Here is a 17,245-nt window from a genome sequence, read left to right as displayed (position 1 = left end):
AATATGCATCAACAACCTTCGACCTGTTTTTCAAGATGATGGCCTCCATCGTTTGATGATGATCGATACTCTTCTACCTGGATTAAACCGTTATGTCCGATCGTTTTGGCACTATTCCCATACAACCGCCAGAATCTTCTCGTCCCGACAAAAAACCCAGCAAAAGAGCTTCCAGGGGACCGGTCGCCAGAACAGCAAGGCCTAAAACCAAAAAACCGTCGATTATCAGAACCTGGGGCTGGCTTGTGGCGCTGGTGGCGATATTTGCACTCTACACCATCTTCGGTTTCTGGGGAATTCCCTATTACGTAACGAAGCTTCTCCCGGAACATTTCCAGGCACAGACCGGGATGGTGCTGCAGCCGACTGCGGTTACCTTCAACCCGTTCAGTTTTCGCTTGGCAACCGGGGAGGTACGGCTTGTTGCACCGGCAGATGATCGCCCCATCATCTCGCTTCGCTCCTTCGAGGCCGACGTCGCCCCTGTCACTCTTTTGCGCCTGAACATGGCCTGCACGGCAGTCACCGTACATGAGCTGCAGCTGAACATCGCCAGAGAGGCAGCCGGCACGTATAATTTCCAACGCATCTTCGGAGAAAAAAGAGACCGCGATCTGTCGGAGATATTCGATTTCTCCGATCTGCCATTTTCTTTTTCTTTGAATAATATCTCCATAAAAAACAGCGGCATCACCTTTCATGACGTCCCGACCGGCAAAACGCACACCATTGAAAAAATGCATCTTGACCTGCCGACTTTTTCCAATAGTCCCTTCCAGGCAGATCAATATCTCCGGCCCCATTTTTCGGCGATCGTCAACGGCAGCCCGATAGAACTTTCCGGACAGGCGCGCATGGCCGATTCCCCCGGCGAAGACCAGGCAACCAGGCTCGCCATGGATGTTCATGATCTCGATCTTACCCTCTATTCCGGCTATCTGCCGGTCAGCCTGCCCATGGAGTTCACCAAGGGGGTCGCCAACGGTACAGTCAATCTGCTCTTTAATCCACAGGCTGAAGGCACAGACAAGCTGTCGATAGGATTTCAGCTGCGCATCTCCGAAGCCGAACTGAATCGGCAAGACCCGGCAGTCAGCATTTCCGTACCGACCGCTCGCCTGAACGGTACCCTGCTCGCCAACTCCAGAACAATTCACTTTACGGAAATAACCGTCAAGGAACCGACCCTCAGCTCCTTTGCCGCATCAATGCCGGCCGCCGGCAAACACCCGGCAAAGCAGGAAGGACCGACCTCACCTTCGGCTGCCGACCCGACTGCAGGCACCCCTTACACCCTGATAGTCGACCTGCTTCACGTGGATAACGGCACCATGCGACGGTTTCCCGAGAAAAAAACCAGCCGGCCCACTTCAACCTGGAACGCCTTGCAACTGCGCGTCAAAGACTACCGTTCTGCGACGGAAAAACAGGGCAACCTGGCTGCCGGCTCCTTTAGCCTCAAGGGAGAAAAGGACGGCAGCGCATCTCATTTTTCCTGGCAGGGAAATTTTTCTTCGCCAAACAGTATAACCGGCAAGCTGACCCTGCTGAAGATGAATGGCCAGGATCTCTTAAAAATCGTCGATCCCGCCCCGCCCTTGCAACTCCAGGGCGTTGCCGATCTGCAAGGACAACTCATCCTCATGTCGCATAAAGAGCTGTCGCCACCCTTTCGCTATAAACTCGTTGATGCCGAGGTGACAGTCGAAAATTTCGCCCTCATGGATCAAGACAAAAGCATACTGACGGCACCGCTGGTCAAATTTGCTCCGCTGAGCTTTACCGATGATGCTCTTCATTTTGGCAAGGTGCAGTTGCAGAAAGCCGACGCACAATTTATCTCTGGCCGGATTCCTCAATTCTTCACCTCTTTTGCGGCTGGCAAATACCGCTTGCAGAGTATTGATTTTGATGGCCAGGTAACCTTTACTTCTGAAAAAAAACCGGACCAACAGCTTACCTTTACCGAGGTCTCCTGTAAAGCCGAGGAACTCGACAGTTCGCAAAAAGCACCGGACAATCTTACCGTGATCGGCAAAACCGCAGCGGGCGGCATGTTCAAGGCCCAGGGAGGTGTTAGTCTGGCGCCATTTTCCACAACCATGCAAACAGCGTTTCGCGAGCTGCCGGCAAAAAATGTTTTCTCATTTTTCAGCACCTCATCGTTTCTGCGCGACCTTGAAGGAAATTTGACTGGTAATGGCCAGCTGATGCTCCCGCCGAAGAATTTTGCCGGCGAACTGCAACTAACGGATTTCACCAACAAAGACGCAAAGGGTGCCTCTATGTCCTGGCAAAAGGCCACCTTTCAGGACGTGAATTATAGTGCCCGCCCCTTGCACCTCGGCATGACCTCGACCAAAATAGATCAAGCCCGATTTTCCTGGGACATCACCCCGGACGACAATGGGCCGATGCACGATCTCGCCGGGATTCTTAAAAAATATGTATCGCAAGGTGACACTCAGGCCGTCGACAAAGCACCAATTGCCGCCTCCCCCGTCGATATCGAGGAGATTGCTTTTACCAACAGCACAATACAACTGCATGACCACCGACTGACACCGCAGTGGCAGGCAGAGGTTGTCGATTTTGCAGGTAAAATAAGCGACATTGGCTCGACAGGCACCTCCGGCGAGAGTGCTTTTTCCTTTACCGGGAAACTCGACAACATCCCCTTTACCATCGAGGGGGCAATGGATGCCATGGCCGATGACGATAACGGCGCCTTTCGGTTTTCCCTGGCAAACTACCCGCTGGCCTCTTTTCATCAGCAGCTTGCCGCACAGACAGATGTCGATACCAGCAACGGAGAACTTACACTGACACTTGACTGCAGCTGGCAGGACGGGAAATATAAAAGCTCCGGCAATGTTGTTTTTGCTGACGTTCAACCGCTTGAGGCGGCGTCCGACTCTGCTCTGCCCCTTGCCCTGCTCACCGGTGACGATAATACTTTTCAACTCGATTTTGATTTTTTCAGAAGTCAACCGGTGGCGAAAACCACGCTGTTCAACGAACTCCTCGCCTCCTTCCAGAAACAGATCGTCAAAAGCGCCGTTTCGCCTTTACTGCTGGCATCAGGCGATTTCAGCGACCTCATCGGCAACGAGTTCGTTGAATTTCGGCCCGGTGAATTCACCCTCACGGATAAGGGTCGGGACGTGCTCATTCGCTACGGGGCCTTGCTGATCGCCCATCCGCACGTCGGGCTTGCGCTGTCAGGTGGTGTCGACCAGACAATCGACCGAGACGCCATGAAACAACGGTTGACCACCATCGAGCAGCAACGGGTAGAACAGGAAAACGAAAAACTCTTTACCAAATGGCAGGAGAAAAAAAATCTCTACGAAAAAAATCTTGCCGAACAGCAAAAGAAGATGGCTGCGGGAGGCAATATCGTCGTGCAGGATATTCCCGCGGATATTCTCGCTGGATTTACGCCGATCCAACCCGTGCCGGTGGTGGTTGATGAAGCAATGCTCCTTGAACTGCAACAAAACAGGATCAATATCATCTCCGCATACTTGACCAGCCAGGCGGCATTGCAGGACGAGCGAATATCCATTGTCACACCTGACAGCCTGGCCGACAATCCGCATGGCACCGGCCCTGCCGTCACCATCGCCCTGACGGCAATCAGTGAATGAAAGAAAATATCGTCAAACGAAACATCACCGGCTTTTGCCCGGTGTCGGGAAAAGGCACTGGCCTGGCCGTGCAGCATCTCCGGGGTAAGGTATGAGCTTTCCTGTCGATTTTTTTATCGATGCCGAATACCTCAAACCCCTGCTCGGCTGGCTGGCCCTCTTTTCTCTCGGTACCTTTGTCCTCAGCCTGGTCCTTATTCCTGTTGTTGTCGGCAGACTTTCCTCGGATTGTTTTCTACGGCTGCACCTGAACGACAAGGTCATGCCCCCGCCCTCTATCGCCTCGGTAATCGGGGTAATTCTTCGTCACGGTCTCGGCATAGTGCTTCTTTTTGCCGGCATCGTCATGCTTTTTCTTCCCGGTCAAGGGCTGCTGACCATCCTGCTCGGTACTTTTCTCGTCTCCTTTCCCGGCAAGCGCAAACTCATCCTCAGTCTTGTTTTTCAGCCGAAAATACAGCACAGCCTCGATTGGCTGCGAAAAAAGCGCGGCAAGCCGTTATTTCTCTGGCCGCAGGCTCCAGGCAAGGTCGATGAACATTGATTTTTCCCCTTGTCATCGTCGGCTATGGTTTTGGCGCAAAAGGTTGATAGAGCGGGTCACCGATCAGGATGGTCTGCCAGGAGAGAAAAGGCAAGGAAACCAGGTAGGATTCGCCCAGACTCATATACCCTTCCACCAGCCGGCCAAAAAACAGCTCCGGAAGAGGAAACCCCTGGACATAGGGTTCATACACCGGACCAACGGTGGCTGCGACCCCCTTTTCGAGCATTTTCAAACACCAGAGCGGCCGACTGCTCTCTTTTAAACTGGCACACTCGCCACTGGCAATGTGGTAACCGATCGCTCCCTGCTGCCAGGTAAAGCTGTCCACATACTTGCCCAGAGAATACCACCCACAATATAAGGCGGTCTCCGGGCAGCTGTTTTCGGCAAAAAGCTCTTCCTGGGCATCAACAGTTACCGCCATTCTTTTTTGCACCGCCGCGGCAGCGTTATGTATCGATTGATCATAGAGATGGTATCCGGACAGGTTGTTTTTCTCAGTAGCCGGCCAACGCGCATCGAAATAGCCCTTGCCCTGCAGCCCGCTCTTTTCCGCCTGCAGGCTGTCATTTATAATCCGATACACCGTTGCCGTATCAGGACCGTCCAGACGACAGACCAGAAGCACCTGGTCTGTCGTCAACGACAGATCATCTTTGTGAAAACCAGGGAAATAGGGGTTTTTTATCCACCCATCCAGGGCATAGTCGCCCGCCTGCACCAGCGCAAGCTCCGAATCGACGGCCGCCCGCATAGCGGTATTGCGTAGCCTGTCGATATTGTCGGCTTGTTCTTTTTTGTCCAACGCCTGGCTTTGTTTCAGCTCTCGGATCTTCTCCAGATCCTGCCGGTCCGGAACAGGGGGTGCAACTTTCAACGGGACGCCGTAGACAAGAACTATGGCCGCAATCCTGTTCTTTGATTCTAACGTATTGAGGCTGTCAAGCACCTTTTTCTTGAGAGTATGGTCATACTCTTCCCTGGTCATGGTCTCGCTCAACGTAAGCGACAGAGAGAGAAAATTGGCCCTGGGGATCGATCGGCGATCCATATAATAGCGAGCAAGATCAACACTTCCCACCATTCTTCGGTTAGCCACTACCAGAATTTCTTCCGGCTCAAGACTACAACAAGGTCTTACCCAGCAGAGTGTCAGTACGACCAGAAAAAAGCTGGTTACATTGAACCATTTGTATTTATTCATTTTTCTTGAAATATTTATAAAGTTCGGTAAATAGAATTTTTTCGGAATTCTGGATTTTACTTTATTTAAATTTTATACGTTATATAATACGATGCCTATAAGTACTTGTAGAGTTCTCAATCGAACGTGCAGAATCATTTCCACCTAACCCTAATAAACGGCCAAATACCTTCAGGCAATTCTTTGCCGAAGGTACGAAGGCGTTATGCTATTGTTTCGCTATGGAAAGCTCAACCGACGATATCAACCGAATCATCTCCAATCAGAAAAATCTCCTTGAAGCTATACCGGCCATGGTCCTGCTGGTCAAAAATGGTTCATCGATAGAATACATGAACCCCAGTGCACGGAATTTTCTGGGTGATCTTTGCAAGCTCCCTGAAAACGCGACTCCCCAGCAAAAAACAACGTGTTGCAAGTTTCTCGAATTAGTTACCAAGACTATCCAGGACAACGAGATAGGCAACACTCTGGAAACCACTTTTTTTGAATCGCATCTAGAGTACACGCTTGCACCGTTCACAGGATACAAAGGGGACGCGCTCTACTGGTTGTTCATGCGCGACCTCACGGAAAACAAGAATCAATTAGCCGAACTTTCCCTATTCCATAACAGTATCGAAACCATTCTGTCCCATAAAATAAATGAACTGAAAGAAAGTCAGATTATGCGGCGAAAGTTGACCAAGGAGTTGAATTCGTTAAAAGAACACCTCCAGGAACAACCCGCCGAAGGCAAGATGGTTGGCTCCAGTCGCGCCCTCAGGGAACTTCGTGACATGGTTTTTCAAGTAGCCAAATCCGACGCAACCATTCTCATAACCGGAGAATCGGGAACCGGCAAGGAGCTTGTCGCCAATTTGATCAGAGAAAGCAGTAACCGAAACAACAAACCTTTTCTAAAAATCAACTGCAATACGATTTCCGATTCTCTTTTGGAAAGTGATCTTTTCGGCCACGAAAAAGGCTCGTTTACCGGGGCTGACGGCAAACGAATCGGTAAATTTGAAGTGGTTGACGGCGGTACAATTTTCCTTGATGAAATAGGCGATATAAGCCCACGCATGCAGGCGGCTCTGTTAAGAGTTCTGCAGGACGGAGAATTAATCCGGGTAGGCGGAAATATGCCTATTAAAATCGACGTGCGCATTATCGCCGCGACCAACCGGGATCTTACCGCGATGGTCCAGGATGGCAGCTTCCGACTCGACCTGTTTTATCGTCTCAATATAATAAATATTTCAATACCACCCCTGCGCGAACGTAAAGAAGATTTAATCGACCTGACCACGCATTTTATCCGAAGGTACCGCCAGGCCTTCAAAAAGGAGATAAATTTTTTACCCCAGTCAATTCTCGATCGTCTGATGGAACATGACTGGCCGGGAAATATTCGCGAACTGGAAAACGTTATCCAACGTGCTGTACTCATGGCAAAAAATAATGTTATAACTGAAAATGAACTCTTTTTTGATGTGCAGCCGGGCGACAAAAACCAGACACCATACGATAACTATCTGCAACGCTTGGATGGGCGTACCCTGAAAGATATGGTCGCCAGTATTGAAAAAGATTTCATTATCTATTCCCTGGAAAAAAACCGCGGCAATGTGGCCGAGACGGTGCAGCAGCTGGATATTGGTAAGACGGCGTTTTACGACAAAATGAAACGATATCAGATTTCGCCGAAAGACCATAAATAGACGGCAAAAGGACAAAGGGCATACATATTGCATAGATACCTGAAGGATATATCAAAACATTATCAGGTGTTCGTAAATAGTATCCCTTTTGAATGAGAGACGGCATGTGACAGAAATAAAGCGTAAGCGCGTGGCTATGTGTCCTTATTGGTCAACCGTTTCGATGAAATGCAGCATAAGTAAAGGTGGTCTTTTCATTCCTCTGGATGATCATGCAGAAACTTACTGCTACACTCTTCATTTCGGATCGTGCAGCCAATACATATTTCATTCGGAAAACCAAATTTTACTGCAGGGCCGATTTAAGAAAGGCGCAGAGAATCGTCGAAAATATCTGCGTTTTGAGACCTCTTGTTCTGTGATTATGGTTAAAATATTTGAATTCGGTGACAGATTGTCACATTTTATACCAGAGGCCAGAACCATTGACCTGAGTAAGGGCGGTGTGCGCATGGTCATTGACACACCGCTGACAGACAATACGATGGTTCAGTTTTCTTTCGACGAGTCTTTTCCACAGATTTTGAACGACATCACCGGCCAGGTAGAATGGTGCAATAAACAGGTTGACGAACCGGGATATCAGGCAGGAATATCTTTTAAGGAAACCCATATTATAGAGGCGATGGGCAGCTTCCTGGAACAACAGACTCTGTAGCCCCGGTATCTTCGTCATCTCTCCTGCAAGGCGTTTTGGCCTCCTTCCCGGACAAACAGCAATTTTTCCCAAAAGATCTTCATCGCAGCTCATCTCCGGCAGACCGCCTTCCTTGCCGCGACAACCAAAAAAAGTACCGGAATGCCCATGATTGCGGTCACCATAAAAAATCGCTCATAACCGAAGGTTGACACCATGGTCCCGGAATATCCACCGATCAATTTTGGGAAAAGTGTCATCATCGAGCTGAAAATAGCATACTGCACGGCAGTAAAAGAAATATTGGTAAGGCTTGAGAGAAAGGCGATAAATGCCGTGGTGGCAATACCGGCACTCAGATTATCGGCGCCGATGACCACGGTCAGCATCGACACATCCGCCCCGGTGCGGGCCAGCAGCATGAAGAGCAGATTGGTGGCCGCCGAAAGAAACGCTCCGAGAAACAAGATCTTGTTCACGCCAAAGCGGACCGTCAGGATACCACCGAGAAAGCCGCCCAGCAGGATCATTGCCAAACCAAATGTTTTTGTCACACCGGCAATAACATTCTTACTGAAGCCCATATCCAGATAAAAGACGTTGGAAACAACCCCCAGGACGATGTCGGACAAACGATAGAAGCCGATAAGGGCCAGAAGCAGCAGGGCTGTTTTTCCACTATAGCGAAAGAAAAAATCTTTTATCGGTTCGAGATACGTCTGGTGTACCATTGCTCTATTCACCAGCCCGCTAAAGAGCATAATTTTGGCGACAATCGCCGCCACACCGACCGCCAGCAGGAAACGTGATAATTCGATCAGAAAAGAACCGATTTCCCCACCCGCCAGGAAAAAATGCGGCAAAATCCTCTCTATCTCGTCGAAGACAAACCCGGAATAAAAGAAGGTCAGGGCAAAGGCCAGGGCGCTGAGAACAAAAAAGGACAGGAAGCGACCATAGTCCAGAACCGTATATTGGTAGTGCGATACCCGGCGACTGGTCTCCGGTTCGTCAATAAGAAGGGTCGTGGCAACCCCACAGCCAATGACGGCGGCCATGGCCATATAGGTCAATTTCCAGGCCGCATAATCATATGCCTCGGTCGTCGTGCCCAGATACCCGGCGAGAAAAAGCGATCCGGCACCGGCCACCAGCATGCCGACCCGGTATCCGGCAATATACAGCGCGGCAAGCAAGGCCTGCAGCGATTCTTCGGCAGATTCTATTCGGTAGGCATCGATGACGATATCCTGCGTGGCCGAAGAAAATCCCAGCATAACCGCGGCAAAGGCCATGACCGTGAGGTTGTGCCGGCTGGCAGCCGGATCGACCAGGGCCATGCCGACAATCGCCGCAATGATCAGCAGCTGCGAGACCAGCAGCCAGGCCCTCCTCCTGCCCAGCATTCGTGTCAGGCCGGGCAGAGGCAGCAGGTCAACCAGGGGAGCCCAGAGAAATTTAAAAGAGTAGCCGAGGGCGGCCCAACTGAAAAAAGTCACTGCCGACCTGGCCACACCCGCTTCACGCAGCCACACCGACAGGGTGGAAAAAATCAGCAGGATGGGTACCCCGGCGGAGAAGCCGAGGAAAAGCATGGCGATTGCTTTTGGGTGCAGCCAGGCTCGGCAGGTATCCCCCCAGGACCGTTTTACTATTACTTCTTGGCGCATTATTGTCTTTTCCTCATAATAAGATTATGGTATTTGACCAGAAACGTTAGATAATCACTTCAGGTCACAGACCATTATCACCTGCGATGTACTTAATACAAGATACCTGAACTGTCCATAACCAGTTCCCTTGACAATGACTATACGAACCTACAATACCCTCTCAGGAAAGAAAGAAGCCTTGCAGACGCTGGAACCAGGTCATGTGAAACTCTATGTCTGCGGCATTACCGCGTATGATTACTGCCATATCGGCCATGCCCGTTCGGCCCTGGCCTTTGACATGATTGTCCGCTACCTGAGATACCGAGGCTACAAGGTAACGTTTGTCCGTAATTTCACTGATATCGACGACAAAATCATTGCCCGTGCCAAAGAACAGAATACCACCTCCGAAGAACTGGCCAGTCGTTTTATCAATGAATTTTATACCGACATGGATGCGCTTGGGGTCGATCGCCCGGATATTGAGCCGAAAGCGACCGAACATATCAAAGAAATGACCGATATCATCAGTGAACTGATTGCCAAAGGCATGGCTTACCAGGCAGGCAATGATATCTATTATATAGTCGATAGTTTTCCCGAATACGGCAAACTCTCCAAAAGAAACATTGACGACATGAAGGCGGGATCGCGTATTTCGGTAAACGAACAAAAAAATAATCCGATGGACTTTGTCCTGTGGAAAGGTTCCAAACCCGGAGAGCCGACCTGGGACAGCCCCTGGGGCCCGGGTCGACCCGGCTGGCACATTGAGTGTTCGGCAATGAGCCGAAAATATCTGGGTGAGACCTTCGACATCCACGGTGGCGGGCAGGACCTCATTTTTCCGCACCACGAGAATGAGATCGCCCAGAGTGAGGGGGCCAATGGCAAACCTTTTGTCAAAAGCTGGATCCATCATGGCTTTGTCACCATCCGTGATGAAAAGATGTCCAAATCACTGGGTAACTTTCTCACCATTCGAGATATCCTCGCCCACTATCACCCGGAGATACTCCGTTTTTTTATCTTTTCCACCCACTATCGCAACCCGCTGGATTTCTCCGAAACAGCCATGCGGGACGCCACTGCCGGTCTTGAACGGCTCTACGAATGTGTCGCCGCGGTCGACGCCCTTGATGCCGGCAACGGTGATCGCCAGACCGTAAGCGTTCTTTCCGCCAAGGACATTAAAAAGATAGCGGAACTGGAAAAAAGATTCCAGGCGGCCATGGATAACGACTTCAACACCGCCCAGGCCCAGGGTGTTTTCTTTGATACGGTGAAGACGATCAATCGTCTTCATGGCAAAATCACCCCGACATCGGCCGTGGCAGACATTGAATTTCTAAAAAACGGTATAGCTACCTTAAAAAAACTGGCGGCTATCATGGGCCTGTTGCGCGAAGATGCACAACAATTTCTTGCCGCCAGAAAAGAGAAACTGATTGCTGATTCGGACATTGACCCGGCTACAGTTGAGGCGCTTATCGCCGAACGTTATCAGTGCCGACTGGATAAAAAATGGGCGAGGAGCGACGAGATCAGGGACGAACTGCTCGCGCAGAACATTGAGCTGCATGATGGTCCCGACGGCACAACCTGGTCAGTTAAAGATAGCTGAAGAGTTTTTACGACGCCATCAACTTTGGTACATTCAAAAGAGGGAGACGACCATGAGACTACCTGCTGTAGCCGACCGCTTCTATCCTGGATCACCGAAGATGCTGTCGCAGACCATAACGGAGCTTTTTCCTGCGACGCAGACCACTGCAAAGACCAAAGCACTGGCTCTTGTCTCACCCCATGCCGGCTATGTCTACTCAGGTGCCCTTGCCGCAGAGACATTTTACGCCGCCGAAATACCGGAAACTGTCATCATTCTTGGCCCTAATCACCACGGCCAGGGGGCGCCGGTCTCTCTGTCCATGGAAACCTGGGACATGCCGCTCGGCAGTGTCCCGGTCGATACGGCTATAGCCGAACAAATCCTCAAATATTCGCGAAATATAAAAATTGACGAAACAGCCCATAAGTTTGAGCACTCTCTGGAAGTCCAGGTGCCGTTTCTGCAGATGCTGCAAAAAAATCTGCGCATCGTCCCGTTAGTCCTGGCCCAGCTGTCCTACACCCTCTGCGAGGAAGTGGCTGAAGCTCTGGCCAGGACCATTAACGGCAGCGATAAGGACCTGCTCATCGTCGCCTCCAGCGATATGAGTCATTACGAGCCCAGACGGGTTGCGGAACAAAAGGACAAATCGGCGTTGCAATGCATCGAGCGGATGGATCCTCACGGACTGTACCACACAGTCCTCGACAACCATATATCCATGTGTGGTTTCATCCCCGTGACCATTGCCCTGCTTGCGGCAAAAGCCTGTGGAGCAACGCAGGCAAAAGTGATCGGCTATACCGATTCGGGATATGTCTCCGGAGATACCGGCCAGGTAGTCGGTTATGCCGGTGTCCTGATCAGCTGAAATTTTCTTGACAGTTCTGCTGAAATCTTTTATAAACTCGCCACACTGCATCAGACGCTGGGGGATGGTCTAATGGTAAGGCAGCGGACTCTGACTCCGCTTATCAAGGTTCGAGCCCTTGTCCCCCAGCCATTGAAATTACAGCACTTATTGACTAAATGTCGGTAGGTGCTTTTTTGTTGCCTCCAATTTGTCCCCCAAGTTGTCCCCCGGAAATAGAAACCAATCACTGAAATAATTATCCACAGCCTCCCCAAAACATCCCCATCAATAATAAAGTTTCCGGTAACGTAATTGCTGGCCGTCCTCATCTTGAGGCTTGGCAATTCTCCCCATTGGGGGTTATTTCTTCTCCCCACTATATGAAGTTCGGTAAATCAAGCACTTACGAGCCATTACCGCTTGCCGGCAATCATAAGATGTGCGTAAATGCTTGGAATATCAGTTCTAAATAGATTTCTTTATAAGGTGGGTAGGTCAAGATCAGCATAGCTGCCATGACCACAGCAGGGCCGTTACACTGTAACATGATAGCCGGTCTTATGATCTGCAACAGTTGAATGTCTTCGCTCACCAAAACGGGGGAGCAATGCAACATCTAAGTCCAAGTTTGGATTCAGTTACCGGAAACGTTATTCGACAGAACACAAGAAAGCCCGGTCAAGAATGATCTCCTGCCGGGCCTGAACAAATTATTTTTAGAAGAGGCTTTTGATGGATTGTTTGGCACTGAGAAAACCAGGAAAGACGGACAAGGGAACCGCTCTCTATTCGCGCAAAGAGGCAGAACGGTCAATTGCCCCCGTCACATTTGGTCTTATCCGGGATGTTATCAACGGGCTTCCGATAGCTAAGTCCAGGGGTGCCGTCTTCCTTGGTGAGACGGCAGGTGACGCAGGTATAGTTGCTCTCGGCTGGGTTGACATGCTTCCTGCGGAGGTTAAGGAAAATATTTTTCAAAAAGGTATTCAGTGGGACGAGGTTCATGGTGTTCTCCACAAGGGTGTTATCTATATCATCACTGTATGCCTACCGTAGATATCTCTTTTTAGGGACTAAAGAAACTCCCGCAACGTTACTCATCTCAATGACTTCGCATAATTCGCTGGAACAATCTGACAAGTTCCGGCGTCAGCGGGGATATAGTTTGTAACATGCACGTTTAATAGCGTCTGCACCCTTAGGGCTTGATACATCCTTCCCATATTTTATTACACACTCCCCAGCTTTTTTAACGCCAAATAAAGGCGTCTTCTTCTCTACATATGAACTGATTGGATAATTTTCTTTACACTTTCTCATTAATTCTATTGCAGCAGGATCATTTTTCACTCCTGGCATTTCCTCCAACAGACATTCCCAATAATTCGATCTCGGCCACATGCCTCTGATCTCTCTGATATACTTATCGACTGTGCGCTCCTCCGCTTCCGGCTCAAGTGGAACGCCATTAGGTAAAAATTCAGCGAACGGGTTCTCTTTCTTGCCTTGCTTCTTGGCGGGGGTGCTCTCTGCAACAGGGGCTTCGGTGAGATACTTGGCGTAGGGATTGTTCGGGTTAAGATTTTCCTTGGGTATCAATTTATCAAATGGAGGCGGTTGCATCTCTTTATCAGTGAGGTGACGCGGTGTTGTCCTTTCTGCGGAAGTTGTTGCTTCAGGTGATATAATGTCAGACTCGTGAAGTTCGTAGGTTTGCTCATTAGCTCGACAATTGTTGTCAATAAATGAGATCACGGCCCACAGAATGGCTGGCACGATATACCGACTCCGGCGACAATGTTTTACGGGTTTTTGATAGCTCATCATATTTACTAATCTTTATTTCTCAGTGTGTCGATAAGTAGGGGTCTCCGTTTCCTCATCCCAATAGGCTGTTTTAGTGTTAAAATTCGATCATAAAGTCTCAGGTTCAATGTCATCCACTGGCATTGTGGATTGAATTTTTAGAAGCCATAAAAAGGGAACCCGGAAACCTCTTGTCATGGACTACAACATGTCGTTTACATCCTTCTCCACTTAGCCCGGTTCATTGTTAATCAGCCTGTTAACCAGTCGATTTGCTGTTAACCGAGCACCGGCATATCGTGGGAAAATACTTGAAACCATGCCTGAAACCATGCCTGAAACCTTACTCGCCGCACGTACGTCCCCCCCCCTTTTTCGTACCATGGAGGTCATTCCGCCGGACAAGATATCTCCATGGTTGCAGTATAGGCGTTGCGTTGCGTGTTGCGTATGCCGCCCCAGGTTCCATTGATCCTCAATTGCCATATAAAGAGATGGCGACACTATCACCATCCTCTCTGGAAAATCCCAACACAAGATCTGGCTTTATGGAATCGACACACCGGAAGAAGGCGCTGGCGACCAATTGATCGTCTTTGTCATGATCACGTTTTTCGACAAGGAAAAGTTACATCTCCCTCAATTTTAACCCTTTCTAACTTACCTTTCTCGTTATAGTGGTAGAAGTTAGGTTTCGTTGAATAAAACCAAACAGCGCTTGATTCATTCACTCGTAATAAACATTCCCCATTCCTGTAATCGTCAACCTTGTCCCATGTTTTTTTCATTTCGTAATATTTTCCATCTTTTTCAACAGCATCTAAATTGGTTGGGCCACATATTTCAATGACAAACCCTTTGCACGAATTAGCCTGGAAAGGACCTGTTGCTTCATATTGAGCGAATACTTTTGATGGAAATATTACCATTCCAACCAACAACCAAAGCCCTTTGTGCCTAATCATTTTCAACGCTCCTTGTAAGTGATTCGAAAGCACCAAACCGGCTTATTTTGTTCTGCAGTAACGGTTCGGTCCAGCACAATTGGACGCCTGACGTTCCAGATCAGATAATAAAATTTAGTACATCTCGAAACACAGTGTCCATGCATTGCCCAACGATGAGTTGAGCTTCCGGCGATCACGCCGATCAGCTCGAACGCCTGGTTCGATGACTATTCACTCTATTTCACCAGTTGACAGATATCTTTCTAGTTTGTTAGGTGTATATTCTCGGTTCGATAAAAACTCACAAACTTCATACCCCCCAGCATTCACTCCAGTGTCGAATTGTTGACATTCTAATAAAACTTCAAAATATTGAAGGCTATCTGGAGATATAGTTTCACCAATTCTTCGTGCTTCTATTTTACTTTGAACAAGATTGGCACCTGAGCCAGGAAAAATTCCCTCAAATATACGCCTCGCGTATTTACTCTTTGATTTATCGTCGTCGAATAATTCGCTTAAATGTTCATCAACATAGCCAATAAGATACCCAACAGCAAACATGCTATTCATTCTTTTGTCGAACACACTTACATTGATTCTGCCAGCTTTTGCTTTGTCTCTGACAACTGCAATTTGCCCGAATAGCATCTTACCAATGTTCGTTACTTGATTTTCTTTAGATGTCAATTCCTTAGATTTTAAGAATCCGAACATGATTTTTCTCCATCGAACGTTCTGTCTCGCCAGCCTCGAATAGACTGCCGGTCCGGTGCAACAGATGGTCCGGCTAATATTTATTTTTAATTTTACCTGTTTTCTAGTCTTTGAATTATGTTTTCTACTCGCGAAATACTGTCTTTGTCTCCAATCAGCAATTCAAGTAGCCAACTTTCACAGGATGCAGCTGCAGCCCACTCAGGATGACTGTCTGATCTCGCGCCCTGTTGTACAGCTTCTTGTCTTAAACCAGTAGCATGACCAACAAGAGCTTTTAGCATTTCTTTACGCTCAGGTTCTTCTTTTGCCATAGCTTCATCAACATAAGGCCTTAGAGATGAAAGAGCATTTGATATACAAGTGCGTGCTTTCTTTTTAAAAAATCCTGATGTAGATTTTTCAATTTTTGACAATTCTTCTTCGTTAAAACTCATTTTCACCTCAACACATTGATGTTATAAATAAATTGAAAGCCAGAAAATAGTAAATTTTACCAACTACGCTCTAGCCATTAAGTTGATTTCCGAAAGCTTCACGGATTTTTTCATTATTTTGTATCAATAATGCAGGGCGTACTCTGTTGCAGATTTCGCCAAATCAATTCAAATTAGGGCATTAATGCTTGCATGTCGCCTTATCGACTACAAATTCGATGAGTTTCTCCCCATACATATTGGCATACACAAACGTGTAATAGAGGCCACGATCGAAAGCGGGGTTATTGGCGTTTGTTTGACATGCCCTTGATATTATCTCGCTTCTTGTCCCATCCGCCCATTCTCTCATCTTTTCAGATGGAATGTTCTTTTTAAGCCGCAGTACAAACTCAATCTGCACATTCTTCGCAATCGCGACTGCGTGAGTAGAAACAGTTACATCATCTAACATCGATTTGGAATTCGCGTTATGTTGTTCAGCTATAGTTTGTGCAATTTCTTCAATCTGCTTATTCTGTGCAGGTGTCAGAGCTAAGGCACCTTGGCAGACAAAAAAAGATATTAGAATAGTGACCGATGCTAACTTCTTGATTTGTATTTTCATTTTTTACGTCCATGAAATGATTAGAAAGGCATCAACACCGGTTTGGCCTTTTCTGCAGTAGGCGGATCGGTCTAAAACAAATTGCACACCAGACGTTCGAGGTCGGATAATAGATTTAATGGCATCTCGCAACACAACGTCCATGCGTTGCACCACACCTACCGATACATTGGCCATCTCCCTGACACTCTGAAATGCACAATCCTTGCTCGCTAGCACAGTCGCCCATACATTGCCCAACATTCTGGTTGGCATGTGATTGAACAGGGATCATGAATAATGCTCCACCAAGGATAACCATAGTTAAGCCTAACAATACAACCTTTTTCATGACAGGATCTCCATTATTTCGTATGCATAAAATGGAAAGGAATTCCTTTCCGGAAGCCGTGAGCTGATTTTTATTGAAGATTACACCTTCGGGCATCAATGAATCAATCAAATTAATAGGAGAATTTTTATGTTGCCGTTTTCCTGAAAACGGCAGAACCGGCAGGAGCCGTCCCCCATAACTGCCTTGATTGACGATCGAGTGCTTAGAAACTTGACAAATAATTCTGCTGTTCTCCGCTTTTGGCTTCCGAAGACTGGAAGGGCTATTCTGGTTCAACCTTGCTTGCCCTTGATAATTCCATATTATTCTTTTTCCGAAGGCTCCTGCAGATCTTTCTGCGGCTCGTGCCTCCGGCGATATTCTTCTTCCGTTATTTCCCCCTTCCTTAGTTTTTGAATCCATATCGTACCGCACACTCCAGGCTTGCAAGCTTCCTGCTGTGCCAACTCCAAGGGACTCAAGTTCTCTGATGATTTCCCTTTGGTCATTTTTCTTCTCTCTGTTAAAGTTCAGCGTCCACTTCGGAGCTAATAATAATT

Annotated in this window: 15 protein-coding genes and 1 tRNA gene; 8 read left to right on the top strand and 8 right to left on the bottom strand. The window is 48.2% G+C overall.

Going from position 1 to position 17,245, the window contains the following annotated elements:
• Positions 1-92: 92 nt before the first annotated feature.
• Together ACYQ8U_RS20165 and ACYQ8U_RS20160 are read left to right on the top strand one after the other, a co-directional pair.
• Positions 93-3,650: a DUF748 domain-containing protein gene (locus tag ACYQ8U_RS20165; RefSeq protein ID WP_459947367.1), complete on the top strand. Its 3,558-nt coding sequence runs from the start codon at positions 93-95 to the stop codon at positions 3,648-3,650.
• 91 nt (positions 3,651-3,741) lie between these two features.
• Positions 3,742-4,194 carry a PGPGW domain-containing protein gene (locus ACYQ8U_RS20160; protein ID WP_459947366.1) on the top strand — a complete coding sequence of 151 codons (453 nt, stop codon included), beginning with the start codon at positions 3,742-3,744 and terminating at the stop codon, positions 4,192-4,194.
• Positions 4,195-4,216: 22 nt separating this feature from the next.
• On the opposite strand, the gene ACYQ8U_RS20155 is transcribed toward ACYQ8U_RS20160, so the two are convergent.
• Positions 4,217-5,401, bottom strand: coding sequence for a TIGR03790 family protein (locus ACYQ8U_RS20155; protein ID WP_459947365.1), 1,185 nt, complete (start codon positions 5,399-5,401; stop codon positions 4,217-4,219).
• Positions 5,402-5,622: 221 nt separating this feature from the next.
• On the opposite strand from ACYQ8U_RS20155, the gene ACYQ8U_RS20150 reads away from it, so the two are divergent.
• Together ACYQ8U_RS20150 and ACYQ8U_RS20145 are read left to right on the top strand one after the other, a co-directional pair.
• On the top strand, positions 5,623-7,104 hold the full coding sequence (locus ACYQ8U_RS20150) for a sigma-54 interaction domain-containing protein (protein WP_459947364.1): 1,482 nt from the start codon (positions 5,623-5,625) through the stop codon (positions 7,102-7,104).
• 106 nt (positions 7,105-7,210) lie between these two features.
• On the top strand, positions 7,211-7,762 hold the full coding sequence (locus ACYQ8U_RS20145; RefSeq protein WP_459947363.1) for a PilZ domain-containing protein: 552 nt from the start codon (positions 7,211-7,213) through the stop codon (positions 7,760-7,762).
• An 89-nt stretch (positions 7,763-7,851) separates the two neighbouring features.
• Here the strand turns inward: ACYQ8U_RS20145 and ACYQ8U_RS20140 are convergent, their stop codons facing one another.
• Positions 7,852-9,411, bottom strand: a complete 1,560-nt coding sequence (locus ACYQ8U_RS20140) for an AmpG family muropeptide MFS transporter (RefSeq protein WP_459947362.1) — start codon at positions 9,409-9,411, stop codon at positions 7,852-7,854.
• A 136-nt stretch (positions 9,412-9,547) separates the two neighbouring features.
• Here ACYQ8U_RS20140 and cysS point away from each other — a divergent pair, with 136 nt between their 5' ends.
• The 4 genes from cysS to ACYQ8U_RS20120 all read left to right on the top strand — a co-directional run bounded on the left by cysS (position 9,548) and on the right by ACYQ8U_RS20120 (position 12,914).
• Positions 9,548-11,020, top strand: coding sequence for a cysteine--tRNA ligase (gene cysS / locus ACYQ8U_RS20135; protein ID WP_459947361.1), 1,473 nt, complete (start codon positions 9,548-9,550; stop codon positions 11,018-11,020).
• Positions 11,021-11,072: 52 nt separating this feature from the next.
• A complete protein-coding gene (gene amrB, locus ACYQ8U_RS20130; RefSeq protein ID WP_459947360.1) occupies positions 11,073-11,876 on the top strand; it encodes an AmmeMemoRadiSam system protein B in 804 nt (267 codons plus the stop codon).
• Between the two features lie 58 nt (positions 11,877-11,934).
• Positions 11,935-12,008: transfer RNA gene (locus ACYQ8U_RS20125), tRNA-Gln, on the top strand.
• 582 nt (positions 12,009-12,590) lie between these two features.
• The gene (locus ACYQ8U_RS20120; protein ID WP_459947359.1) at positions 12,591-12,914 is read left to right on the top strand and encodes a hypothetical protein; all 324 of its coding nucleotides are present in this window, start codon (positions 12,591-12,593) and stop codon (positions 12,912-12,914) included.
• A gap of 93 nt (positions 12,915-13,007) precedes the next feature.
• Here the strand turns inward: ACYQ8U_RS20120 and ACYQ8U_RS20115 are convergent, their stop codons facing one another.
• The 6 genes from ACYQ8U_RS20115 to ACYQ8U_RS20090 form a co-directional block, all read right to left on the bottom strand.
• A complete protein-coding gene (locus ACYQ8U_RS20115; protein WP_459947358.1) occupies positions 13,008-13,634 on the bottom strand; it encodes a hypothetical protein in 627 nt (208 codons plus the stop codon).
• Positions 13,635-14,269: 635 nt separating this feature from the next.
• Positions 14,270-14,629, bottom strand: a complete 360-nt coding sequence (locus tag ACYQ8U_RS20110) for a hypothetical protein (protein WP_459947357.1) — start codon at positions 14,627-14,629, stop codon at positions 14,270-14,272.
• A 213-nt stretch (positions 14,630-14,842) separates the two neighbouring features.
• Positions 14,843-15,328, bottom strand: coding sequence for a hypothetical protein (locus ACYQ8U_RS20105; RefSeq protein ID WP_459947356.1), 486 nt, complete (start codon positions 15,326-15,328; stop codon positions 14,843-14,845).
• Between the two features lie 92 nt (positions 15,329-15,420).
• Positions 15,421-15,765 (bottom strand): hypothetical protein, encoded by a 345-nt coding sequence (locus ACYQ8U_RS20100; RefSeq protein ID WP_459947355.1) that lies wholly within the window; start codon positions 15,763-15,765, stop codon positions 15,421-15,423.
• A 181-nt stretch (positions 15,766-15,946) separates the two neighbouring features.
• Positions 15,947-16,372, bottom strand: coding sequence for a hypothetical protein (locus ACYQ8U_RS20095; RefSeq protein WP_459947354.1), 426 nt, complete (start codon positions 16,370-16,372; stop codon positions 15,947-15,949).
• Positions 16,373-16,487: 115 nt separating this feature from the next.
• Positions 16,488-17,245, bottom strand: a 758-nt coding sequence (locus tag ACYQ8U_RS20090; RefSeq protein WP_459947353.1) for a hypothetical protein, incomplete at its 5' end; no start/stop codon positions are given.

It is taken from the genome of Desulfocastanea catecholica, assembly GCF_054657295.1.
Note: the sequence above shows the minus strand (reverse complement) of the source record. Positions and strands in the feature narration are given on the sequence as shown.

Excerpts from the sequence above, each read along its gene's own strand:
- ACYQ8U_RS20095 (WP_459947354.1), bottom strand. The coding sequence starts at position 16,372 with ATGAAAATACAAATCAAGAAGTTAGCATCGGTCACTATTCTAATATCT.
- cysS (WP_459947361.1), top strand. The coding sequence starts at position 9,548 with ATGACTATACGAACCTACAATACCCTCTCAGGAAAGAAAGAAGCCTTG.
- ACYQ8U_RS20140 (WP_459947362.1), bottom strand. The coding sequence starts at position 9,411 with ATGCGCCAAGAAGTAATAGTAAAACGGTCCTGGGGGGATACCTGCCGA.
- ACYQ8U_RS20100 (WP_459947355.1), bottom strand. The coding sequence starts at position 15,765 with ATGAGTTTTAACGAAGAAGAATTGTCAAAAATTGAAAAATCTACATCA.
- ACYQ8U_RS20155 (WP_459947365.1), bottom strand. The coding sequence starts at position 5,401 with ATGAATAAATACAAATGGTTCAATGTAACCAGCTTTTTTCTGGTCGTA.
- ACYQ8U_RS20150 (WP_459947364.1), top strand. The coding sequence starts at position 5,623 with ATGGAAAGCTCAACCGACGATATCAACCGAATCATCTCCAATCAGAAA.
- ACYQ8U_RS20120 (WP_459947359.1), top strand. The coding sequence starts at position 12,591 with ATGGATTGTTTGGCACTGAGAAAACCAGGAAAGACGGACAAGGGAACC.
- amrB (WP_459947360.1), top strand. The coding sequence starts at position 11,073 with ATGAGACTACCTGCTGTAGCCGACCGCTTCTATCCTGGATCACCGAAG.
- ACYQ8U_RS20160 (WP_459947366.1), top strand. The coding sequence starts at position 3,742 with ATGAGCTTTCCTGTCGATTTTTTTATCGATGCCGAATACCTCAAACCC.
- ACYQ8U_RS20105 (WP_459947356.1), bottom strand. The coding sequence starts at position 15,328 with ATGTTCGGATTCTTAAAATCTAAGGAATTGACATCTAAAGAAAATCAA.
- ACYQ8U_RS20165 (WP_459947367.1), top strand. The coding sequence starts at position 93 with ATGTCCGATCGTTTTGGCACTATTCCCATACAACCGCCAGAATCTTCT.
- ACYQ8U_RS20110 (WP_459947357.1), bottom strand. The coding sequence starts at position 14,629 with ATGATTAGGCACAAAGGGCTTTGGTTGTTGGTTGGAATGGTAATATTT.